This is a genomic window from Streptomyces sp. G-G2, assembly GCF_030063135.1.
Taxonomy (GTDB): domain Bacteria; phylum Actinomycetota; class Actinomycetes; order Streptomycetales; family Streptomycetaceae; genus Streptomyces.
In genome coordinates this window covers 88,920-109,286 of the sequence record NZ_JASISO010000003.1, presented here as the reverse complement: position 1 = coordinate 109,286, position 20,367 = coordinate 88,920, and the positions used below count along the sequence as shown (strand labels likewise).

Annotated in this window: 20 protein-coding genes and 1 pseudogene; 7 read left to right on the top strand and 14 right to left on the bottom strand. The window is 73.1% G+C overall.

Annotated elements, in window-relative coordinates; translation table 11 throughout:
* Positions 1-55: 55 nt before the first annotated feature.
* The 3 genes and pseudogenes from QMF80_RS03555 to QMF80_RS03545 form a co-directional block, all read right to left on the bottom strand.
* The gene (locus QMF80_RS03555) at positions 56-730 is read right to left on the bottom strand and encodes a (2Fe-2S)-binding protein (protein WP_283449369.1); all 675 of its coding nucleotides are present in this window, start codon (positions 728-730) and stop codon (positions 56-58) included.
* Positions 731-864: 134 nt separating this feature from the next.
* Positions 865-1,926 carry an SIS domain-containing protein gene (locus QMF80_RS03550; protein WP_283449367.1) on the bottom strand — a complete coding sequence of 354 codons (1,062 nt, stop codon included), beginning with the start codon at positions 1,924-1,926 and terminating at the stop codon, positions 865-867.
* A gap of 34 nt (positions 1,927-1,960) precedes the next feature.
* Positions 1,961-3,279 (bottom strand): annotated as a pseudogene (locus QMF80_RS03545) (PTS transporter subunit EIIC).
* A 178-nt stretch (positions 3,280-3,457) separates the two neighbouring features.
* Here QMF80_RS03545 and QMF80_RS03540 point away from each other — a divergent pair.
* Positions 3,458-4,228, top strand: coding sequence for a GntR family transcriptional regulator (locus tag QMF80_RS03540; RefSeq protein ID WP_283449365.1), 771 nt, complete (start codon positions 3,458-3,460; stop codon positions 4,226-4,228).
* Between the two features lie 141 nt (positions 4,229-4,369).
* Here the strand turns inward: QMF80_RS03540 and QMF80_RS03535 are convergent, their stop codons facing one another.
* Positions 4,370-5,614, bottom strand: a complete 1,245-nt coding sequence (locus QMF80_RS03535; RefSeq protein WP_283449364.1) for an MFS transporter — start codon at positions 5,612-5,614, stop codon at positions 4,370-4,372.
* A 471-nt stretch (positions 5,615-6,085) separates the two neighbouring features.
* Between QMF80_RS03535 and QMF80_RS03530 the strand changes: the two genes are divergently transcribed.
* On the top strand, positions 6,086-6,778 hold the full coding sequence (locus tag QMF80_RS03530; RefSeq protein ID WP_283449363.1) for a GNAT family N-acetyltransferase: 693 nt from the start codon (positions 6,086-6,088) through the stop codon (positions 6,776-6,778).
* 42 nt (positions 6,779-6,820) lie between these two features.
* Here QMF80_RS03530 and QMF80_RS03525 read toward each other — a convergent pair whose 3' ends face one another.
* From QMF80_RS03525 to QMF80_RS03515, 3 genes are read right to left on the bottom strand one after another with little or no spacing between them, the layout of a single operon-like run.
* Positions 6,821-7,849 (bottom strand): TolB family protein, encoded by a 1,029-nt coding sequence (locus tag QMF80_RS03525; RefSeq protein ID WP_283449362.1) that lies wholly within the window; start codon positions 7,847-7,849, stop codon positions 6,821-6,823.
* A 25-nt stretch (positions 7,850-7,874) separates the two neighbouring features.
* Entirely contained in the window at positions 7,875-9,179 is a 1,305-nt protein-coding gene (locus QMF80_RS03520; protein ID WP_283449361.1) for an MFS transporter, read from the bottom strand.
* A 2-nt stretch (positions 9,180-9,181) separates the two neighbouring features.
* Positions 9,182-10,072, bottom strand: coding sequence for an alkaline phosphatase family protein (locus QMF80_RS03515; protein ID WP_283449360.1), 891 nt, complete (start codon positions 10,070-10,072; stop codon positions 9,182-9,184).
* Positions 10,073-10,328: 256 nt separating this feature from the next.
* Here QMF80_RS03515 and QMF80_RS03510 point away from each other — a divergent pair, with 256 nt between their 5' ends.
* Positions 10,329-11,639: an alpha/beta hydrolase gene (locus tag QMF80_RS03510; RefSeq protein ID WP_349372168.1), complete on the top strand. Its 1,311-nt coding sequence runs from the start codon at positions 10,329-10,331 to the stop codon at positions 11,637-11,639.
* On the opposite strand, the gene QMF80_RS03505 is transcribed toward QMF80_RS03510, so the two are convergent.
* Positions 11,617-13,101, bottom strand: a complete 1,485-nt coding sequence (locus QMF80_RS03505) for a carboxylesterase/lipase family protein (RefSeq protein ID WP_283449359.1) — start codon at positions 13,099-13,101, stop codon at positions 11,617-11,619. The two genes, QMF80_RS03510 and QMF80_RS03505, sit on opposite strands and share 23 nt — an antisense overlap.
* Before the next feature lie 151 nt (positions 13,102-13,252).
* On the opposite strand from QMF80_RS03505, the gene QMF80_RS03500 reads away from it, so the two are divergent.
* Both QMF80_RS03500 and QMF80_RS03495 read left to right on the top strand, forming a co-directional pair.
* Positions 13,253-13,582, top strand: a complete 330-nt coding sequence (locus QMF80_RS03500) for a hypothetical protein (RefSeq protein WP_283449358.1) — start codon at positions 13,253-13,255, stop codon at positions 13,580-13,582.
* Between the two features lie 121 nt (positions 13,583-13,703).
* Positions 13,704-13,985 (top strand): chaplin, encoded by a 282-nt coding sequence (locus QMF80_RS03495; RefSeq protein ID WP_283449357.1) that lies wholly within the window; start codon positions 13,704-13,706, stop codon positions 13,983-13,985.
* 129 nt (positions 13,986-14,114) lie between these two features.
* On the opposite strand, the gene QMF80_RS03490 is transcribed toward QMF80_RS03495, so the two are convergent.
* The 3 genes from QMF80_RS03490 to QMF80_RS03480 form a co-directional block, all read right to left on the bottom strand.
* Positions 14,115-14,981, bottom strand: coding sequence for a tyrosinase family protein (locus QMF80_RS03490; protein WP_283449356.1), 867 nt, complete (start codon positions 14,979-14,981; stop codon positions 14,115-14,117).
* A 57-nt stretch (positions 14,982-15,038) separates the two neighbouring features.
* Positions 15,039-15,413, bottom strand: coding sequence for a tyrosinase family oxidase copper chaperone (locus tag QMF80_RS03485; RefSeq protein ID WP_283449355.1), 375 nt, complete (start codon positions 15,411-15,413; stop codon positions 15,039-15,041).
* A 138-nt stretch (positions 15,414-15,551) separates the two neighbouring features.
* Positions 15,552-15,920: a trimeric intracellular cation channel family protein gene (locus tag QMF80_RS03480; RefSeq protein WP_283449588.1), complete on the bottom strand. Its 369-nt coding sequence runs from the start codon at positions 15,918-15,920 to the stop codon at positions 15,552-15,554.
* A 90-nt stretch (positions 15,921-16,010) separates the two neighbouring features.
* Between QMF80_RS03480 and QMF80_RS03475 the strand changes: the two genes are divergently transcribed.
* Positions 16,011-16,430, top strand: coding sequence for an SRPBCC family protein (locus QMF80_RS03475; RefSeq protein ID WP_283449354.1), 420 nt, complete (start codon positions 16,011-16,013; stop codon positions 16,428-16,430).
* A 4-nt stretch (positions 16,431-16,434) separates the two neighbouring features.
* Positions 16,435-16,860, top strand: coding sequence for a MarR family winged helix-turn-helix transcriptional regulator (locus tag QMF80_RS03470; protein ID WP_283449353.1), 426 nt, complete (start codon positions 16,435-16,437; stop codon positions 16,858-16,860).
* Between the two features lie 47 nt (positions 16,861-16,907).
* Here QMF80_RS03470 and QMF80_RS03465 read toward each other — a convergent pair whose 3' ends face one another.
* Genes QMF80_RS03465 through QMF80_RS03455 form a run of 3 tightly spaced genes read right to left on the bottom strand, consistent with a single transcriptional unit; the run spans position 16,908 to position 20,187 of the window.
* On the bottom strand, positions 16,908-18,020 hold the full coding sequence (locus QMF80_RS03465; protein ID WP_283449352.1) for an acyl-CoA dehydrogenase family protein: 1,113 nt from the start codon (positions 18,018-18,020) through the stop codon (positions 16,908-16,910).
* Complete coding sequence (locus QMF80_RS03460) at positions 18,017-19,198, bottom strand: acyl-CoA dehydrogenase family protein (protein ID WP_283449350.1); 1,182 nt, start codon at positions 19,196-19,198, stop codon at positions 18,017-18,019. The genes QMF80_RS03465 and QMF80_RS03460 overlap by 4 nt, the downstream gene beginning before the upstream one ends.
* On the bottom strand, positions 19,195-20,187 hold the full coding sequence (locus tag QMF80_RS03455) for an NADPH:quinone oxidoreductase family protein (protein ID WP_283449586.1): 993 nt from the start codon (positions 20,185-20,187) through the stop codon (positions 19,195-19,197). The genes QMF80_RS03460 and QMF80_RS03455 overlap by 4 nt, the downstream gene beginning before the upstream one ends.
* Positions 20,188-20,367: the final 180 nt, after the last annotated feature.

Sequence of the window (20,367 nt, the reverse complement as noted above, 5' to 3'; positions counted from 1 at the left end):
GCGGGTCGCCCGGCGCCACACCCGCCACTGCTCCGAACGGGGCTCCCGCGTGCCGCTACCTGGTCCGCAGTACGCAGTCCCCGCACAGGCCGCCGCCGGGCGCCCGGTAGTAGAGGCAGCAGCTGCGCCGTACGAAGGCCACGCCGAGCCCCTCCTCGTACACGAAGGTGCCGGCGGCGCCCAGCGGCCCGTCCTCGGCCAGCAGGGCGGAGGCCAGCGCGGCGGCGCCGTCGGCCGGAACCCGGTCCATCAGTACCCGCAGAGCCCCGACCAGCCCGGAGGCGGTGTTCCCGCGCAGTACCCGGGGCGAGAGCGCGAAGCGGGACCGCAGCCCGGCGTCCAGGGCGGCCAGGTTCCCGAGCACGGTGTCACCGAGGGCCTCCTGCGGGAGGTCCACGGGTTCCGGCAGCCACAGTTCCAGCGATCCCGCGTCCGGCAGCCGCCACCACACCCGGTCTGCCGCCAGGTCCGGCACCCGCCCGCAGAGCGCCGCGCAGCCGAGCCCGAGGGACCACAGGCGGGAGGCGATGCCCAACTGCGCGGTGGACGCGGCCACGCGGCCCGGTCCGGTTCCCATGCGCCGCCCGACCTCGGCGACGTACCCGCCGAGCCGGTCGCCGTACAGCTCCGTCAGCGGCCGGAACCCGGACCCGGGCGGCTCCTTCCCGTACGGCACGGTGAAGAACGGCCCGATGGAGGCGAGCCGCCGCAGTACGTCGTCCAGATCCATGGCCCGATGATCCCAGGCGCCTCCCGGGGACCGAGAGCGGGGTGAGGCCCGGCACGTGCACGTCCAGGACCTGCCGGATCCGGTGGATCCCGCAGGTCCTGTAACAGCGCGGCCGCCGCCGTGGGGCGGTGGGGTCAGCCCGTCGGGAAGTGCGCGGCGACCTCGAAGTCGGACATGTCGAGCCCGCCTTCCTTGGTGTCGTCGTTCGCGAAGACGAAGGACTCGATCGGGACCCCGCGCTCGGCGCTGAGCTGGGCCACCAGCTCCTGGAGCACCACCGTCTCCAGGACCACCCGCGCCGCGTCCGCGCACCGCGGCAGGCGTACGACGGCCAGCTGCCCGGCCGCCTCGACCTCGGCCGTGGTGATCAGCAGGGTGAGGTGACCGGCTCCGGAGAGGGAGCGGGCCAGTTCGATCTCGCGGTCGTCGCCGAAGACGAGGTGGAGGGTGTTGCCCGCGGACTCCATCTCGCCGTGCAGGTAGTTGCGGGTCGCCGAGGCGGCCGCGGTCATCCGCACCACCTCGCGCAGCAGGAGCGCGCCTTCCTCGGCGGAGGCCCGGGAGGCCCCGGCGGTCACCGCGTCGGCGGCGATGCAGCGGGCGCCGCGCTCCCGCAGACCGGCGACGACCTCGGTGGCCCGCGAGTGGACCGCTGTGGTCTGCCCGGCGATCCGCAGCCAGGGGTCCTCGGCCGCGGGCCGCCCCGCGAGGGCTCCCGCGATCAGGTCGAGGGCGACGACGGTCCCGGGGTAGCCGATGGTCGAGGCGTAGGAGTCGGGCTCGTTGCCCAGGTCGACGGTGAGGTCGGCGAGGTCACCGAGCGGCGAGGGGACGACGTTGAGCAGCGCGGTCCTCGTGATGCCGGGGGCGGCGTGCTGGAAGGCGGCGAGGGTCTCGGAGCTGCGGCCGCCCTGGGAGACGGCGATCAGGCAGTCGGTGTCGAACCCGGCGGTGCCGGTCTCGATCTCGCTGGAGAGCACGCGCTGGCTGACCACACCGGCTTCGCGCAGCTGCTGCACGGGGACCGCGAGGGCCGCGTAGGAGGCGCCGATACCGGTGAACAGCGGGCGCCGGGCGGTGTGCAGGGCGGCCAGTGCGGGGCTCGCGAGCTGGATGCGGACGCGGTCGGCGACGCGCTCCAGCGCCGCGCCCTGGCCGGCCTGGCCCTGGAGGAAGGTGATACGGGATCCGGACATGCTGGTTCCTCTTTTCTGGGTGCGGTACGGGCGGTCAGGCGTCGGTATTGGCGGGGACGGCGTCCGCCGTGGGCGCGGCGGGGACGGCGTGCTCCGTGGGCGCGGCGGGGACGTCCGCGGTGGGCGCGGCGACCGCGTCGGGATCCCGTTCCCGTCCGGGGGTCGGCAGGTCGAACTTCACGATGGCCCAGCGGAAGAGCACGTAGTAGACCGCCGCGAAGCAGAGCCCGATGGGGATGATCATCCATGGCTTGGTGGCGATGCCGTAGTTGACCACGTAGTCGATCGCTCCGGAGGAGAAGCCGAAGCCGTCGCGGATGCCGAGGGCGTAGCACAGGGCCATCGAGACGCCGAAGAGCACGGCGTGGACGGCGTAGAGCGCGGCGCGACGAACATGAAGCTGAACTCGATGGGCTCGGTCACTCCGGTGATGACGGAGGTGAGGGCCACCGAGATCATCATGCCCTTGATCATGGTGCGGTTCTCGGGGCGGGCGGTGTGCGCGATGGCGAGCGCCGCGGCCGGGAGGGCGAACATATAGATCGCGAAGCCGCCGGTCATGAACTGGCCCGCGCTCGGGTCCCCCGCGAGGAAGCGGGCGATGTCGCCGTGCACCACTGCGCCGGTGTCCGGGTTGGTGAAGGAACTCGCCTCGAACCAGGGGAAGAACGAGAAGAAGTGGTGCATCCCGATCGGGATGAGGGCGCGGACGACCACCCCGAAGATGCCCGCGCCCATGGCGCCGGTGCCGACGAGCCACTCGCCGAACTCGAAGAACCAGCGGCCGACGGTGGGCCAGATGACACCGAAGACCACACCGAGGCCGACGCCCGCGAACGCGCTGAGGATCGGGACCAGCCGGCGCCCGCCGAAGAAGCCGAGCCACTCGGGGAGCTTGGTGCGGCTGAAGCGCTGGTAGAGGTGGGCCACGATGAGGCCCATCAGGATGCCACCGATGACCTTCGCGTCGAGCGGTTCTCCGTCGACACCCTTGGGGAAGGCAGGGCTGGCGAGTACGGCCTTGAAGACGAGGTAGCCGACCACCGCGGCCAGACCGGTCGAGCCGTCGGCCTTCTTGGCGAAGCCGATGGCCACGCCCACCGCGAAGAGGAGCGGCAGGTTGGCGAGGACCGTGTCGCCGCCCGCCGCCAGGACCATGCCGAACTTCTGGACGACCGTGGGCAGCGCGTCGCTGCCCAGCAGGTCCTCCTTGCCGAGCCGGGTCATCAGGGCGGCGGCCGGAAGGGTGGCCACGGGGAGCATCAGGCTGCGGCCGATGCGCTGCATCACCGGCATGACCCGGCCCGGGCCCTTCGGCTTCTTCCCGGCGGCCGGGGCGGTGGCCGTACTCATGTCGGTACTCCTCGTCGGGAGGGGGGTGGGGACGACTCTGAAGGTAGCTAGTGGTTTCATATTGGTCAACAGTGGTCTGGTGTGGTCTAGCCGCAAGAGCCTGAGTAGGGGCGAAGGTCCCGGCCTTCAGCAGGCCAGACGGATACCCCGAGTGGTAGCAAGTGGTATGGTTTTCCCCATGACCGACGACGCCACGACGGCTGCCACCGCTCCCGGCGCCGCCCAGGGAGCCGACCCCCTGTGGTCCCGGGCCGCCGACCGCATCCGCGAGGAGATCGCCTGCCGGGGCCTGTCCGCGGGCAGCAAGCTGCCGCCGGAGCGCGAACTGTGCACCCGGCTGGACATCTCCCGGGTGACCCTGCGCCGCGCCCTCGCCCACCTCGTCGAACAGGACCTCGTCACCTCCTCGCACGGGCGCGGCTGGTTCGTGGCCGCCCCCGCGCCGCCCGCACCCGCCCGCGAGTGGCCCAAGGACCTGGAGTCGTTCACCGCCACCGCGCGCCGCAAGCACATGCGGCCCAGCTCCGACGTCCTGCGCCACGACACCGTCACGGCCTCGCTCGACGACGCCGACCGGCTCGACGTGCCCGCGGGCACCCCGCTGATCCGGCTGGAGCGGGTCCGGCTGCTCAACGACGTACGGATCGCGCTCGACCGCACCCTGCTGGTCGCCGATCTCGCCCCGGAACTGGCCCGGACCGACTTCCGTGACGCCTCGCTCTTCGAGGAGTTGCGCCGCTGGGGCGTCGAGCCCGAGCGGGCCGAGGCGACCATCGAGGCACGCTCGGCCGACGCGGTGCTCGCCGGTCACCTGGGCATCGCCGAGGGCGCGCCCGTCCTCGTCCTCGACCAGACCGTGTACGCGCGTGACCAGCGGCCGTTGCTCCTCTCCACGGTGGAGTACAGCGGGGACCGCTACCGGCTGCGCACGACCCTCCAGACAGACTGACACGCGCGGGCGCGCGGCCCGGACGGCATCGGTCCCCCGCCCCGGGGTCCGAAGACCCGTCCGCGAGGGCCCGGACGGCCCGGCCCCGGGCGCTCACCCGGCAGGCCCGGACCCGGGCGGGCCACCCGGCCCGCCGGACGGTCAGTTCGCGCGTACGACGGCCCGCGCGCCCTCCGCGGTCCGCGCCTCCCGGTCCGCCGCCCAGCGCACGGCCGGACCCATCGCCCAGGAAGCCGCCAGCAGGACCCCGCCCAGCAGCAGCCAGCCCGGAATGCCCCACAGGAGCAGCAGCGAGGTCAGCAGCAGCGGGCCCAGGGTCCGGGCCACCGGCACCCCGGTACCGAAGAAGCCCTGGTACTGGCCGATCCGCTCGGGCGGGGCCAGCGAGAAGCTGATCTGCCAGGACCCGGCGGACTGCCGCATCTCGGCATGCACCTGGAGCAGCGCGCCCACGACCAGCAGGGCCGCGGCGGCCCAGGCCCCGGCGGGCAGCGCGGACAGCGCGAAGACCACGCAGGAGGCCGCCATCACCAGACCCGAGCCGCGCACCGCGTTCCGCGCGCTCGCCAGGTCGCTCACCGGTCGGGCCATCCGGACCTGGAAGAGCATCACGGCGACCGTGTTCAGCACGAACAGCGCCGACACCAGCCAGCCCGGCGCGTGCGTGCGCTCCACGATCCACAGCGGGATGGCCAGGCTCAGCAGCGGCATCCGCAGCAGCAGGATCGCGTTCAGCAGGGTGACCAGCGCGTACGGGCGGTCGCGGAGCACCGCCAGGCGCGGCTCCCCCGCCGCGCGCCCGGGCAGCGGTTCCACCGCGGGCAGCCGCAGCAGCACCCCGGCGCAGACGAGGAAACTCACCGCGTCCAGCACGAACACCAGGCGGTACGCCGCCCCCGTGTCCGCGCTGAGCGCGAGCCCGCCGATGGCCGCGCCGAGCGCCAGCCCGCCGTTCAGCATCGACTGGAGGTGGGCCAGCACCCCGGTCCGCTCCCCCGGGGCCACCAGCCCCGCCAGCAGCGCCTGGCGGGCCGCGGCCAGTCCGCACTGGGCGGTCGCGTACACGCACGCGGCCAGCAGGAAGGGCCAGAACGAGGTGATCAGCAGGAAGGACGCGACGGCGGCGGCCGTGGCCAGCGCCAGGAGCACCGAGGTGCCGCGCGGGCCCCGCCGGTCGGCGAACGCCCCGATCGGGACGCCCGCCACGGATCCGACGGCCCACGCGATGGTCAGACCGAGGCCGATCTGGGCGGCCGACAGACCGACCACCCGGGTGAAGTAGAGCGCCGAACACACGTAGTAGGCACCGTCACCGACGGAATTGCTCAGCTGGGCGGCGGCCAGTCGGCGCGACGCGCCCGGCGGCGGCAGGATCCGTATCGTCATCCAACCATTTCATCAGGCATACGGCGTCGGCGGATGGTGCAATTGACCGTAGGCCCACTGGGCCGCTTGCCGTCACCAACAGGTCCGGCGCGATCACCGCCGACGGAAGCCGCGCACGAGCGCCGAACGGGAGCCTCGCACGAGGGCGTGCCCTGGGGTCTCCCCGCGCATCCGCGCATCCGCGCGCCCGGCGACACGCCGCGCAGGCCCCCCGCACAGCCCGCTCCGAGCGGCGGAACGGATGCCCGCGGACCGGAAATACAGGTGCTCCGACACGGGCGCCGGGGCCCTCGGAAAACAGTGCCGCGCCGTTGCCAAAAGGGGGGTTCATATGGGGACTTCCAGGGGCTACATTGAGCCACTCGCGTTCACCTGACAGCCCGTTGCCTTTCACTCGCGTTTTGCGCGGGGGGTGACGTCAGGAGCGCAGACTGTGCAACCACCCCACCGCCCAGAAGGACCGAAGGCTCCGTGCCCGCACCCGTACTCCTCGCCGGCCGCACCGTGCGGCTCGAGCCCCTCGCCCCCCATCACACCGAGGCCCTGGCCCTGGCCGGGGCCGAGGATCGCAGGACTTACGCCTTCACCCCCGTGCCCCACGGGCTGCAGGCGTCCCACGAGTACATGGACCGCGCCCTCGCCGATCAGGCGGCGGGTCGATCCCTCCCGTTCGCGGTGGTCAGAGCCACCGACGGCCGGGTGGTGGGATCGACCCGGTTCCTGGAACTCGACTACTGGCAGGGCCCGCTGGTGTGGCCCGCTGTGCCCGGAGTCCCGTACGGCGATCCGGCCACGGCGATCCCCGATGCCGCGGAGATCGGGAACACCTGGCTCTCGCCGGGTGCCCAGGGAACCGGCATCAATACCGAGGCGAAGCTCCTCATGCTCCGCCATGCCTTCGAGACCTGGGGGGTCCGCCGGATCTCCCTGCGGGCCGACGCCCGCAACACCCGCTCCCGCGCGGCCATGGAACGGCTCGGGCTGACCTGCGAGGGGGTCCGCCGGGCCCATTCGCGGGGGCTGGACGGCGCCGTCCGCAGTACGGCCTTCTACTCGGTGCTCGACGAGGAGTGGCCCGCCGTCCGCTCCGTCATCGAGCTGCGGATCGCGGCCGGCCGGCCGCGCCGCTCACGGCGTTCCGCCGGATCGCTGATCCCGGCGTAAGGACACCGCGGTCCTGCGTTCCCCGTCCTTCCTCGGCCGTGCTCAGCCGAGGAAGGACGGGGCGAGGGCCGAGGGCATCAGGGGGACGGGTGCGCCGCTGCCGTCGGCCGGTACGGAGTACAGGTCGGCGCCGAAGTCCCCGGGCAGGGAGTAGACGACCGTGTGGTCGTCGGTCCACACCGCTTGGTCGTCGACGCTGCGCGGCTCGGCGAGCGGGGTTTCGGTACCGGAGGCGAGGTCCAGGGCGTAGAGCCGCCACGGCGCGTCCTCGGGGGCCCCCGCCACCCGCTTCTTGAAGGCGATCCGGGTGCCGTCGGGCGACAGCGAGGGGCACTCGACGTTCTCGCGGACCGTGGTGAGGGTGCGCTCGACGAGGTCCCCGTGGACCAGGTAGGTCTTGCCGCCGGTGGCGAGGGTCGCGTAGAAGGTCCGCTCGTCCGCCGCGAAGGTCACGCCCCAGAAGTTCATGTCGGCCGCCCGGTAGGTGTGCCCGTCCTTGCGGACGGTGAAGTCCTCCAGCGAGGCGTCGTACTTCCCGGTGCGGAGGTCCAGCACGGAGGTGCGGGTGGAGAAGTTGGTACCGGCGTACGAGTCCCCGCCGACGAACACCGTCCAGGCGACCAGGTGTCCTTCGGGCGAGACCCTGGCCCGGGTCGGGATCCCGGCGAGCGGATGGCTGGAAATCTCCTTCACGTGGTCGTCGAGCACGACCGCGCGGTAGCTGTCCTGGACCCCGCCCTTGACCGCCTTCAGGCAGATGCCGGTGCCCGCGGCGGCGAAGAAGCGCAGGCACGAGACCCCGGAGGCGGTGCGCTCCCCCTGCGGCTGCCCGGCGGGCACGGTGGCGAGCTCGTCGCGGTGCGGTCCCCAGGCCATGTTCCGGAACACGATCCGCCGTCCGCCGTCGCCCGGGGCCAGCGAGATGCGGCCTTCGGTGATCCGCGGGCCGCCCGCCCGCTCGTGGTTCTTCTCCTCCGCGCGGGAGGAGGCCCGTACGACGGCGACGGCGCCCACCCCGGCGAGGACGAGGACGGCGGCGAGCAGGATCAGGAGGCGGCGCTGGAGCGTCATGGAAGGGGGCCTTTCGGACGCGGCACTAGGCCGCGGAGGCGGGTCCGGTGCCGTCGCTGAGGCGCAGGCGGGCGCACACGGCGACGGATACGGCGAGCAGGGCGGCGGCGGCGATCAGCGCGGGCCGGGCGCCCCAGGCGGTCCAGGCGGCGCCGAAGCCGATGGAGCAGACGAAGCGGGAGAGCGCCTGGCCGGTCTGTACGAGGGCCAGGCCCGCGCCGCGGTGTTCCTCGGGCACGGTGTCCGCGGCGGCGGCCATCAGTACGCCGTCGGTGGCGGCGTAGAAGGCGCCGTGCAGGAGCAGGACGGCGTAGGGCATGCCGGGCAGGACGTCGCCGGTCAGCAGCAGCCCGTAGGCGAGGAGCAGGGCGAGGTGTCCGCCGAGGAAGACCCGGCGGCGGCCGATCAGGTCGGCGAGCCTGCCCAGGGGCAGCGCGAGCAGGAAGAAGGCCGCGGCGGTGCCGAGCGGCAGTAGGGCGAACCAGCGGTCGGCGATGCCGGTGGCGTGCTGGAGCAGCAGGAAGACGAAGGCGTCGCTGACGGTGCACAGGCCGAGCAGCAGGGCGCAGACGCTGATCCGGCGCAGGCCGGGGCGGCGCAGCAGGCCGACGGAGGCCCGCAGCGGGACGCGGGCAGCGACGGACCCGGGCTCCGCGGCCGGGGCCCGGCGGCCCGCGGGGGTGTGGCGGGGTACGAACAGCACGAGGACGAGGACGCCGAGGGCGGCCACGCAGGAGCTGACGGTGAAGACGGCGTCGTAGCCGTCGGCCGCCCCGCGCAGGATCAGGAAGGCGAGGACCGGGCCGATCAGGGCGCCCGCGGTGTCCATGGCGCGGTGGGCGCCGAAGGCCCGGCCGCGTGTCTCGGGGCTGCTGGCCAGGGAGATCATGGCGTCGCGCGGGGCGGTGCGCAGGCCCTTGCCGGTGCGGTCGAGGGCGAGCACGGCGCCGATGGCGGGGAGGGTGTGCGCGAGGAGGAGCAGCGGTTTGCACAGGGCGGAGAGGCCGTAACCGAGTCCGGCGAGCAGTTTGTGGCGGCCGGAGCGGTCGCCCAGGTGGCCGCCGGTGAGCCGGACGAGGGCGCTGACCCCGTTGTAGACACCGTCGAGCAGGCCGAACCCCAGCGGGGTGAGGCCGAGTCCGGCGACGAGGTAGAGCGGCAGGACGGCCGTGACCATCTCGGAGGAGACGTCGGTGATCAGGCTGACCGTGCCGAGGGCGAAGACCGTGGGGCCGAGCGCGGCGCGCCGCCCCGGGCGGATGCCCGGGGCGACGGCCTGCTCGGTGGTCACGGCGGGCGCGGGGGTGCCGCGGCTGTCCGCAACGTACATCGTCAGCTCGCCCAGATCCCCGTGATGTCGTGGGCGGTGGCGGCGTTGCCCGCGTGGGCGGTCAGGCCCGCCAGGCCCTCCAGGGTGCGCAGCATGTCGTAGTGGTTGTAGGTGGTGGCGCTGGAGGAGCCGGGGGTCACGGGCTGGCCGTAGAGCACGGTCGGGATCTTGTTGCCCGCGAGCCGGTTGTCCTCGTCGAAGGTGACGACGAGGAGGCTGTTGTGGGTCTTGGCCCAGTCCGCGTAGGCCTTGAGGTTGGTCTTGAGCCACGTGTCTCCGGTGCCGACCGAACAGTCGTGCATGTCGCTGCACAGGTTCGGGACGACGAAGGAGACCTTGGGCAGGGTGGTGTAGTCCGTCGGGAACTGGGCCATGGTCTTGGCCGTGCTCGTCGGGACGTTGGAGAAGGCGAACCAGGGGTTGTGCTTGCGGGCGTACTTGCCGCTGCTGCACGTGGTGGAGCCCTGGCTGGGCAGGGTCTCGTTGTAGCTGCCCCAGGTCTTGCCCGCGGCCAGCAGTTCGGAGGCCAGGTTGGGCGCGGAGCTGAAGCCGGGGGTGTAGCAGCTGTCGTCGGTGACGCCCTGGTGGGAGCCCGAGAAGAGCTGCATGTAGTTCGGCTGGCTCGGGTGGGTGACGCCGAACGACTGGGTGAGGTTGGCACCGCCCGTCGCGAGGGAGTTGATGTAGGGGGCGCTGGAGCTGCCGATGACCTGGTTGTAGGCGTGGTTCTCGAAGACCACGACCACCACGTGGTCGGGGGCGGGCAGGGCCGCCGCGTGTGCGGACTGAGCGGGTCCGAGCGAGGTCCACAGGGCCGCGAAGGCGGCGGTGAGGCCTATGGCGGCGGTGAGGGCGGTGGTGCGTCGGGGCCGTGACAGGGGCAGGCCGAACACGGTGATACCTCCGGCTGAGGGGGGGTTCTGGGGGCGGCGCGTCGGCACCATACCGACGGGGATGTGCGGTGGCCAGACATGCCGGGCCAACGGAATGCGAACGCGCGCTGCATGCTCGGGGGCGGGTAAGGAGCTGCCCTAGGGAGCCTCAAGAAAATCAAAAATTAGGAACCTGAGGCCTGTTTCGTTCATCCTTCGAACAGACGAAGACACGCATCGCCCCAACGGGGGCTGTAACAGCCGGAGAGCTCCGCACATGTCGTATTCGCCCGACGGGCCGTACCAGCCGTACCAGCCGTACCCGCCCGAGGGGCAGCGACCCGACGGGCCCTACCAGCAGCCGCAGCAGACCCAGCCCCTGCCCCGCGCCCAGTACCAGCGCCAGCAGCAGGGGCAGGGCCAGGGCCAGTACGGGGACCAGCCGCAGTACCAGCAGCAGCCCCGTCACCAGGGCGTCGCGCCGGGCGAACTGTGCCCGACCTGCGGGCACGTGGCCCCCGACGCCGAGCCGCGCCGCACGTCCAAGGTCAAGCGCTGGCTCATCGGCGGTGGCACGGTGCTGGCCCTCGCGGGCGCCGCGGCGGCCGCGATGACGTACTTCGAGATACCCCCCTTCACGGACAAGGGCAGCGCCGTCTCGTTCGGCAAGCCCGGCGGCGACGGCAACAAGGGGGGCGGCGCCCAGCAGGCGGCCAACTCCAAGGCCCTGATGCCCACGGGCCCCAAGGCCGACTTCAAGAACGCGGCGACCCTGGAGGACGGCACGCACGTCGCCGTCGTCACCCTCGACGGCAAGAAGTCCGGCTTCAAGGGCAAGGTCTGGGTCTGGGCTCCGAAGGAGTACTTCGACCCGAAGTACGCGAAGAGCGGCTTCCCCGTGATGGTCGCCCTCCCCGGCGGCGCCGGTTACCCCAACAACTACTGGATGGGCACCGACCTCGGTCTCCAGACCAGCATCAGCAAGTGGTCCGCGGAGGGCAAGGGCAAGCCCTTCATCCTCGCCATGCCCGTGCTGAACCCGGGGCCCGACGACAAGGGAATCTACTGGGACGGATCCGACATTCCGGGCCAACCCAAGATGGGTACCTGGCTCACCGACGACGTCCCGGACCTCATCCGGGAGAACTTCCGCACCATCAAGTCGCGTGACGGCTGGGCCTACATGGGCTCCTCCACCGGCGGGTTCGCGAGCCTCAAGGCCGTGCTGAAGTACCCGGAGAAGTTCAAGGCCGCGATCTGCTCCGGCCCGGACATCGTCCCGGACTCCTCGCTGTGGAAGGGCCACGACACCGAGAAGGCCGCGAACAACTCGGAGCTCCTGGCCAAGGAACTCATCACGAAGAAGGGCCCGGACGTCTACCTGGCCTTCCAGGTCGGTGACAACGAGAGCAACAAGAAGACCCTGCCGGACGTGCAGAAGTTCATCGCGAACTACACCAAGGGTCCGATCCACACGAGCCTGCGGGTCATCCCGGGTGGCCAGCACAACGCCAAGACCTACGTGCCGAACATGGGCGAGGGCCCGATCCAGTTCATCAGCAAGGTCATGGAAGGGCCAGTGGAGTAGCGGCCTCCCGCCGCGCCTCCCGCGCCCCCGCCCCCTCGCGCACGTCCTCCCGCTCCGGCCCGCCGAACACCTTCGGCGGGCCGGAGCCGTCCCAGGGCTCCCAGCCCGGGCAGCCGGTGACCGCGAAGCGCACCCAGGCGGCGTGCATCTCGTCCGCGAGGGCCTGCGGGGCGTCCGGCCCGGCCAGCCAGGCGCTCTCGGGCACGGCGAGGGTGTCGAACACGAAGCCCAGCTCCAGCGCGTGGCAGGCCCCGAGCCCGGGCACCCCGGACGGCCAGGCGAACTCGTACAGATAGCTGGGCGCGTCCCGGTCGGCCCCGGCGAGGCGGCGCAGCGGATCGCGCAGCAGCTGGTCCGTGAGCAGCCTGCCCACCACGTCGGCCGGGCCGGCCCCGGGCAGCTCCTCGCGCAGTTCCCGCACGGCCAGGCGGTCCTTGCCGCTGCGGTGCCGGGCCAGCGCGACGGCGAGCGGGCCGAGCTGGTCGACGAGGCGCATCGCCCCGCTGGGCGCCAGCCACAGCCGGTGCTCCTGGGCGGTCCAGCCCACCAGCAGGGGTATCTCCCGCGCCGCCCGGCCGCGGGCGAGCACCTCCAACGGCTCCTCGGGCAGCGTGTCCGGGTCGGTGACCAGGTGGAACCCGGGCCCGCCGAAGAGCGGGCCGGAGCGACGCAGCACCGCCGCCTGCGCGGCGAGCAGCGCGTCGGACGGCACCGCGGCGAAGGCCTCGGCGGTGGCGGGGACCTTGAGCAGGGAGGCCATCCGGCGGACCATCGGGCGGACCCGGTCGCGCGGGAGCACCTCGGGGGCGCCGCTCTGCAGGGCCGCCCGGGCGAACAGTCCGGCGGCGCGGGGGGCGGCGAGCAGGGCGCCGACGCTGATGGCGCCCGCCGATTCGCCGAAGAGGGTCACCCGGTCCGGGTCTCCGCCGAACTCCGCGATGTTGTCGCGGACCCATTCCAGGGCGGCGATCTGGTCCAGCAGGCCCCGGTTGGCCGGGGCGTCGGGGAAGAGGCCGTAGCCGAGCACGCCGAGCCGGTAGTTGGCGCTGACGAGGACCACGCCGTCACGGGCGAAGGCGGAGCCGTCGTAGACGGGTACGGCGCCGGAGCCCCGGGTGAAGGCGCCGCCGTGCAGCCACACCATGACGGGCAGCCGGGCCCCGGGGCCGGTGGCGGGCGTCCAGACGTTGAGGTTCAGGCAGTCGTCGCCGGGGATCCCGGGGTCGGGCAGCAGCGCGGCGAACCGCTGCGGGTAGGGGACCTTGGGCGCGGTCGGACCGTACGATCCCGCGTCGCGCACGCCGTCCCAGGCGGCCGGGGGTGCGGGCGCCGCGAAGCGCAGGGCGTCGACGGGCGGGGCGGCGTAGGGGATGCCCCGGAAGACCGCGAGGCCCTCCTCGGTACGGCCCTCGACCACGCCGTGCCTGGTCCGGGCCCTGGGGCGGCCGTCCGCTGCGCTCATCGCTTCCTCCTGAATCCGCTCCTGGGCGCACCGTCGCACAGCCACCTACGGGTGACAAGGCGTGACCCGGGACGGGGCCGGACGGGTTGGACCCGGGACGGGTGCACCCGCACCGACCGTTTTCCGACGTTCCCCAAGGGGCGAGGCCTCCATGCGTATCCACCACACCATCCGGACAGCCGTCGGTCCGGCCCTGCTGCTGGCCTGCGCCGCCGCGGCGGCGGGCGCCGCGGCGCCGGCCCTGGCCGCCGGTCCGGACTTCCAGTACATCGGCCAGGACGACCGGGTCCACTCGGTCCCGGCGGTCAAGGGGTGCCACGCGGCGGAGGGCGGCAGTTCCCGAGGCGTGGTGAACCACACGGGCCTGAAGGCGGCGCTCTACCGGGATCCGGGCTGCAAGGGAAACCCCGTGGCCTACGTCCTCCCCCGTACGAGCGCCCCCGTATCCCCTTATTTCGCCTCCGTACGGCTGTCCGGGTAGGCCGGACGGCACCAGGAGGGCGCACCGACCGTGACCCCCGGGCGGTCGGTGCGTTGTATGCCATGTCAACTGCCGCAGATCCTGCGGCGCCCCTTTACTCAATCTCACGAGGAGATCTTGTATGTCGCGTATCGCGAAGGCACTCGTCGTCACCGCTGCCGCCGCCGGTAGCATCCTGGCCGCCGGCGCCGGTATGGCCGCGGCCGATGCCGGAGCGCACGGTGCGGCGGTCGGCTCCCCCGGCGTCCTCTCGGGCAACCTGCTCCAGGTTCCGGTCCACGTCCCGGTGAACGTCTGCGGCAACACCGTCAACGTGATCGGTCTGCTCAACCCGGCGTTCGGCAACACCTGCGTCAACGCGTCGGGCGGCGACCACCACACCGAGGGTGGCTACGGCGGCTGATCGCTGCCCCCCAGCACCACCTCATGACGGTGTGACCGTACCGAGGGATCGAGGGAAGGCCCCCGCCGGCCGGCGGGGGCCTTCCCGTGCGTCCGGCGCCGCCGGCCGGGTCCCGGACCCGTTCGCCCGTCAGGTCTCGTAGCGGTAGAGGCCGCGGTGGTCCAGCATCTCGCGCGGCGCGATGCCCCAGGGCGGCATCGGCTCGTCCAGCGCGATCACCCGGCCGTGCTGGAGGTCGTACTCCGGGGGCGGGGTCGCCGGCAGGTAGCCGGAATCCGGATGGCGTTGCCGCCAGCGGTCCCAGACCAGGTCGACGAAGGCGTGGTGCAGCCAGAACACCGGGTCGTTGGGGGCGGTGCCGCCCGTCATGTGGCCGCCGACCCACTGGTGGACCTTGTTGTGGTTGCGCCAGCGCTCGCTCTTGGGCGCGGCCCAGCCCTCCAGCTTGTTGCGGAAGCCGCCCGCCCGGGCCGTGGAGTCCCAGGGGTCGGTGTCGTACACCGGGTCGTCCAGGGCCGTCTTCAGTTCGGCGGGCGTCGGCAGGCTGATGGGGTCCTTCGGGCGGCCGAGGTTGCGGGTGAGGAAGCGGGACTCGGTGATGCCCACGGTGACGGTCCAGTTGCCGCGCTCGTAGGCGAAGGGGCCGGTCATCACCTGCCGGTCGCCGGGCCGGCCGGTGCCGCCGAGGAAGTCCTCCGCCCACAGGGAGGAGACGGGGCTGCTGTCGGTGGTCCAGTCCCAGTACGGGATGGACACCCCGGGGTCCAGGGCGCGCAGCCGGTTCTCGAACTCCAGCAGATAGCGCCGGTGCCAGGGAAAGAACGACGGTGACATGTGACCGACCCGCAGTTTGCGGTCCCGGTCCGGTACGAAGTACTTCTCGTGGGTGCGCACGAACTCGTCATAGGTGCCGTTGCGCTTGAGCTCCAGCACGGCGGCCGTGAACCGCTTCTTCTGCGTGCTGGTGAGGTCCTTCTGGTTCTGCCGGGTGTACACGCGGGTTTCCTCCCCTTTCCCGTCGGGTGCGTCCGTCCGGTCCCGCCGCCGCGGGCGTCAGCCGTGGTGCGGGGCCGCGGCCGCCAGGGCGAGCTGGGCGGTCCCCAGTTCGTCGACGGCCGCGCGGGCCAGTTCGATGGGGGTCTCGAAGGACTGGAAGTGATTGACCCCGCTGAGGTAACTGCCGTCGGCGCGCCGCATCACGTGCAGCGGCCGTCCGTCGATGCGCACCCCGGCCGGTCCCACGGCGATGTGGCGGCCGCGGTACGACTCCTCCGTGAGCGGGGCCGGGGTCAGCGTCTGCCGGGGACGCCGGGCGCGCACCACGGGCGCCAGGGCGGCCGCGGTGACGGCGGCCACGGCGGCCGCGAAGGCCGCCCGCAGGGCGGTGCGGCGGGTCGGTGGGGCGATCGGGCCGATGGCGTCGTGCATGCGTTCTCCCTCGTTCGGTGACGCGCTACGGGGTCTAACGCGGCGCGGCGGGCGAGGTCACCTCCGGGCGGGCGAACGGACGCGGACCGCCGCCCGCGACGGGGGGCGCGGGCGGCGGTCGGGGGCCCGGGTCGCGGGTCAGCGGTCGGCGCGCCGGAGCCGGGGCAGGCGCAGGTCCGTGGGGACCGAGGCCATCCACAGGGCGAAGACCAGCCCCGCCGAGACCGCCAGGGAGACGGTGGGCGAGGCGCCGGTCCGGTGCGGGGCGAGGTAGCAGAGGGCCCCGGCGAGCGAGGCCGTCGCGTAGACCTCCTCGCGCAGCAGCACCCAGTCGCGGGTCCAGGACAGCGGGTGCCGGTCCAGGATCAGGTCGCGCGGGGTGCCGCCGGAGATGCCGGCGGCGAAGGCGAGGAAGAGTCCGCCGAAGGGATCCGTCGAGGATGCCGGAGCGGGCCGGGGCGCCGTATCGGCCGTTCGGCCACGGCTGCCGCGGGCTTGGCCGCCGATTCCTCACGGCCCCCTCGACAGATAGTCTGCGCGCAGATAGTCTCTGCACAGTTAATCAGTCAGGGTCCGACGAACCCCGAGGAGACCACCATGTGGGAGTACGAGCACACCGTGGAGACCGACGCCCCCGCCGCGGCGATCTGGGCCCTCTGGGCCGACGTACCGAACTGGGGCGCCTGGAACGGGGAGATCGAGCGGATCGACTTGCAGGGCCCCTTCGCGGTCGGCGCCGGGATCACCATGACCCCGCCCGGGGACTGCCCGGTCGAGCTGCGCGTCACCGACCTGGTGGCGGGCGAGTCCTTCACCGACGAGGCCCGCGTGGGCGGCCTCGTGCTGCGTACGGCGCACACCCTCACCCCGCTCCCCCAGGGCCGGACCCGCGTCGGCTACTGGATGGAGATCACCGGTACGGGCGCCGACGAGGTCGGCCCGCAGATCGGCCCCGGCATCACGGCGGACTGGCCCGAGACGATGGCGGCGCTCACGGCCCTCGCCGCCCGGGGCTGAGCCGGTGCGGCCCGGCGAGAGCCCCGGGTTCCTGCTCTGGCACGCCACGCTGCGCTGGCAGCGCGGCATCGCCGCGGCGCTGGCCCCGCTGGACCTGACACACGTCCAGTTCGTGCTGCTGGCGTGCACCTGGTGGATGAACGGGCAGGACGAGCGGCCCAACCAGCTGGCGCTCGCCCGCCAGGCGGGCACCGACGTGAAGATGACCTCCCAGGTGCTGCGGACCCTGGAGGGCAAGGGTCTGATCGCCCGCGAGGTCGATCCGGCCGACACCCGCGCCAAGCGGCTGCACGTCACCGCGCTCGGCGCGGAGCTGGCCCCGCGCGCGATCGCCGCCGTGGAGGCCGTCGACGCGCGGTTCTTCCAGCCGGTGCCGCTGGACGACACCCTCTCCCTGCTCGGCCGGCTCGCCCACCCCGAGGACGACTAGGCCCTCTCTGTCGGATCGTGCCGGGCTCGCGGATGACGGGACAGCCCTCAGGGCGCGGGGAGTTCGGCGAACTCCGCAACCAGGGAGCGGTGGTGGCCCGCCGTGCCGAGGGCCAGGGAATCGGCCTTGGCCCGCTTGAGGTAGAGGTGGGCGGGGTGTTCCCAGGTCATGCCGATGCCACCGTGCATCTGGACGCACTCCTCGGCGGCCCGGACGGCGACCCCCGAGCAGTATGCCTGGGCCACGGCCACCGCGAGGGGCGCGTCCGGGGCCGAGGTGGCCAGGGCGTCGGCGGCGGCCCGGGCCGCCGCGCGGGCCGAGGCCACGTCCAGCCACAGCTGCGCGAGGCGGTGCTTGAGGGCCTGGAACGAACCGATGGGCCGGTTGAACTGGTGCCGGGCGCGGACGTGCGCCACCGTCTCGGTCAGGCACCACTGCGCCAGCCCGAGCTGCTCCGACGCCAGCAGTCCGGCCCCGGCGAGCAGCGCTCCCGCGATCGCGGCGCGGGCGGTCGTCGGGTCGGCGAGCCGGGTGCCGCGCACCGCGTCCAGGGTCACGGCGGCCAGCGGCCGGGTCAGGTCCAGCGGGACCTGCGGCGCGATGTCGGCGTCGGCCGCCGGGACCGCGTACAGCCCGGTGTCGGCGAGTACGAGCAGCACCTCGGCGGCGGCCGCGTCCGCCACGGCGGTGACGGCGCCCCCGAGCACCCCGTCCCCCGCGTCGCGCACGGCGGCGGTGAGCGGCGCCCCAGGAGCCAGGGTGAGCGGCAGCGCCGGTACGCAGATCCGCTCGCCGGAGGCCAGTTCGGCCAGCAGCGAGACCACCTCGGCCTGCTGGGTGTCGCACTCCAGCAGGATCGCGGTCGCCAGGACGGAGCTGGTCAGGTACGGAACGGGGGCGACGGCCCGGCCCAGTTCCTCCAGGACGACGGCGGCCTCGCGATGGCTCGCGCCCTGCCCGCCCAGCTTCTCGGGGACCAGCAGCCCGGCCGCGCCGATGCCGGTGGCGAGGGTGTCCCAGAGCGCGGGGTCGTAGGGGGTCCCGCTCTCCAGGCGCCCCAGAAGGGCGGCGGGCACGCAGCGGTCGGCGAGCAACGCCCTTACCGCCGACCGGAGTTCTTCCTCGGTCTCGGAGTAGAGCAGGTCCGGGGAGGTGGTCATCGGGCCAGGTCCTTCCAGGCGAGGTCCTTGTCGTCGCGCGGCTCGGCGGGCAGGCCGAGGACGCGTTCGGCGACGATGTTGAGGAGGACCTCGCTGGTCCCGCCCTCGATGCTGTTGCCCTTGGCACGCAAATAGCGGTAGCCGGCGTCGCGGCCGGTGAAGTCGACGACTTCGGGGCGGCGCATGGTCCAGTCCTCGTACAACAGGCCTTCTTTGCCCAGGAGTTCCACCTCCAGGCCGCTGATCTCCTGGTTGAGTCGGGCGAAGGTCAGCTTCATGCCCGAGCCCTCCGGGCCGGGCACCCCGGCGGCGAGCTGCTGGCGCAGCCGCTCCGCGGTGAGCCGGGCCACCTCGGCCTCGACCCACAGCCCCAGCAGTCGCTGGTGCAGGGCGTGGGTGCGCAGTTCGGGGCGTTCGCGCCAGGCGGCGGCGACGGGCGCGATCATGCCGCCCTCACGGGGGATGCGCATGCCGCCGATCGAGACGCGTTCGTTCATCAGGGTGGTGCGGGCGACCTCCCAGCCCTGGCCGACCTCGCCCAGCCGGTGGCTGTCGGGGATCGTGACCCCGGTGAGGAAGACCTCGTTGAACTCGGCCTCGCCGGTGATCTGGCGCAGCGGCCGGACCTCGACGCCGGGGTCGCTCATGTCGCACAGGAAGTAGGTGATGCCCCGGTGCTTGGGCACGTCGGGGTCGGTGCGGGCGATCAGGATGGCCCAGCGGGCGGTGTGCGCGCTGGAGGTCCACACCTTCTGCCCGTCGACGACCCAGTGGTCGCCCTCGCGCACCGCGCGGGTGCCGAGCGCCGCGAGGTCGGAGCCGGCGCCGGGCTCGCTGAAGAGCTGGCACCAGACCTCCTCGCCGACCCACAGGGGACGCAGGAAGCGCCGCTTCTGCTCGTCGGTGCCGTAGGCGAGGATCGTGGGCGCGGCCATGCCGAGGCCGATGCCGATCCGGCGCGGCTCGTTGTCGGGAGCTCCGGGGGCCTCCAGTTCGGCGTCCACGACGGCCTGGAGGGTGCGGGACGCGCCGAGGCCGCCGAGGCCCTCGGGGTAGTGCACCCAGGCGAGTCCGGCGTCGAAGCGGGCCCGCAGGAAGTCGGCGCGGGGGGTGTCGGCGGGCGGGTGCGCGGCGAGCAACTCGCCCACCCGGGTCAGCAGGTCCTCCGAGGTGATCACCGGGCACCTCCGTCCTGGGCCGCCGCCGCGTCCAGGCCCGGTACGACGACCAGGCGTCCGGTGGTGACCCCGTCGGCCAGCCGCTGGACGGCGTCGGCCGCTCCGGCGAGCGGTACCCGTTCGCTGACCAGCGGTGCGATGGCGCCCTCGGCGGCGAGGCGGGTGAGTTCGGCGTGGCAGGCGAGGATGGCCGCCGGTTCCTTGGCCGCGTACAGGCCCCAGTGGAGGCCGACGATCGAGTAGTTCTTGACCAGGGCGTGGTTGAGGGCGGGGGCCGGGATGGTGCCGCTCGCGAAGCCGACGACCAGGATCCGGCCCTCGAAGGCGACGCACTTGGCGGAGGCGGTGTAGGCGTCCCCGCCGACCGGGTCGTAGACCACGTCGGCGCCGCGCCCGCCGGTGAACTCCTTGACCCGGGCGACCAGGTCCTCGGTGTGCCGGTCGATCACCAGGTCGCAGCCCAGCTCCTCGGCGACGGCCGCCTTCGCCTTGCCGCCGACGACGCCGATGACGGTGGCTCCGGCGGCCTTGCCGAGCTGGACGGCGGCGCTGCCGACGCCGCCCGCGGCGGCGTGGACCAGCAGGGTCTCGCCGGGCTGGAGCCGGGCCCGGCGGTGCAGGCCGAACCAGCCGGTCTGGTAGCCGATGTGCAGGGCCGCGGCCGCGGCGTCGTCGAGGCTGTCGGGGGCGGGGAGCAGGGCGCGCGCGTTCGCCGTGACGTATTCGGCGAACCCTCCGTGCGGAAGGCTCGGGTTGGCGATGACGCGGCGGCCGTCCTCGGTCTCACCGCAGACCTCCACGCCGGGGGTGAAGGGCAGCGGCGGGCGGATCTGGTACTGGCCGCGGGCCAGCAGCACGTCGGGGAAATTGATGTTGGCCGCGAGCACCTTGAGCCTCACCTCGCCCTCACCGGGAACCGGTTCGGGAACCTCCTCGAGGCGCATGGCCTCACGGGGCTCTCCGGGGGTATGTACTCGCCATGCCTGCATCCGGGGCCTCCAGCCGCCGTCGAGGAACCACGCTCGCGGGCATACTAAGCGGTCGCTTGCCATGTTGGGAACCAGCAGCGCGCCACGGAACGCAATGGCTGGTTTCGCCCCCGGCCATGGGGACAAGCCGTACAGCCGTTGGCGCCAAGCACTTGATCTTGGTCGTCTAGAACGGGTGAT

Coding starts and splice junctions, on each gene's coding strand:
- QMF80_RS03485 (WP_283449355.1), bottom strand. CDS start 15,413: ATGCACGACGCCATCGGCCCGATCGCCCCACCGACCCGCCGCACCGCC.
- QMF80_RS03555 (WP_283449369.1), bottom strand. CDS start 730: ATGGATCTGGACGACGTACTGCGGCGGCTCGCCTCCATCGGGCCGTTC.
- QMF80_RS03535 (WP_283449364.1), bottom strand. CDS start 5,614: ATGACGATACGGATCCTGCCGCCGCCGGGCGCGTCGCGCCGACTGGCC.
- QMF80_RS03505 (WP_283449359.1), bottom strand. CDS start 13,101: ATGAGCGCAGCGGACGGCCGCCCCAGGGCCCGGACCAGGCACGGCGTG.
- QMF80_RS03510 (WP_349372168.1), top strand. CDS start 10,329: ATGTCGTATTCGCCCGACGGGCCGTACCAGCCGTACCAGCCGTACCCG.
- QMF80_RS03550 (WP_283449367.1), bottom strand. CDS start 1,926: ATGTCCGGATCCCGTATCACCTTCCTCCAGGGCCAGGCCGGCCAGGGC.
- QMF80_RS03525 (WP_283449362.1), bottom strand. CDS start 7,849: ATGACGCTCCAGCGCCGCCTCCTGATCCTGCTCGCCGCCGTCCTCGTC.
- QMF80_RS03475 (WP_283449354.1), top strand. CDS start 16,011: ATGTGGGAGTACGAGCACACCGTGGAGACCGACGCCCCCGCCGCGGCG.
- QMF80_RS03465 (WP_283449352.1), bottom strand. CDS start 18,020: ATGACCACCTCCCCGGACCTGCTCTACTCCGAGACCGAGGAAGAACTC.
- QMF80_RS03520 (WP_283449361.1), bottom strand. CDS start 9,179: ATGTACGTTGCGGACAGCCGCGGCACCCCCGCGCCCGCCGTGACCACC.
- QMF80_RS03495 (WP_283449357.1), top strand. CDS start 13,704: ATGTCGCGTATCGCGAAGGCACTCGTCGTCACCGCTGCCGCCGCCGGT.
- QMF80_RS03455 (WP_283449586.1), bottom strand. CDS start 20,187: ATGCAGGCATGGCGAGTACATACCCCCGGAGAGCCCCGTGAGGCCATG.
- QMF80_RS03500 (WP_283449358.1), top strand. CDS start 13,253: ATGCGTATCCACCACACCATCCGGACAGCCGTCGGTCCGGCCCTGCTG.
- QMF80_RS03540 (WP_283449365.1), top strand. CDS start 3,458: ATGACCGACGACGCCACGACGGCTGCCACCGCTCCCGGCGCCGCCCAG.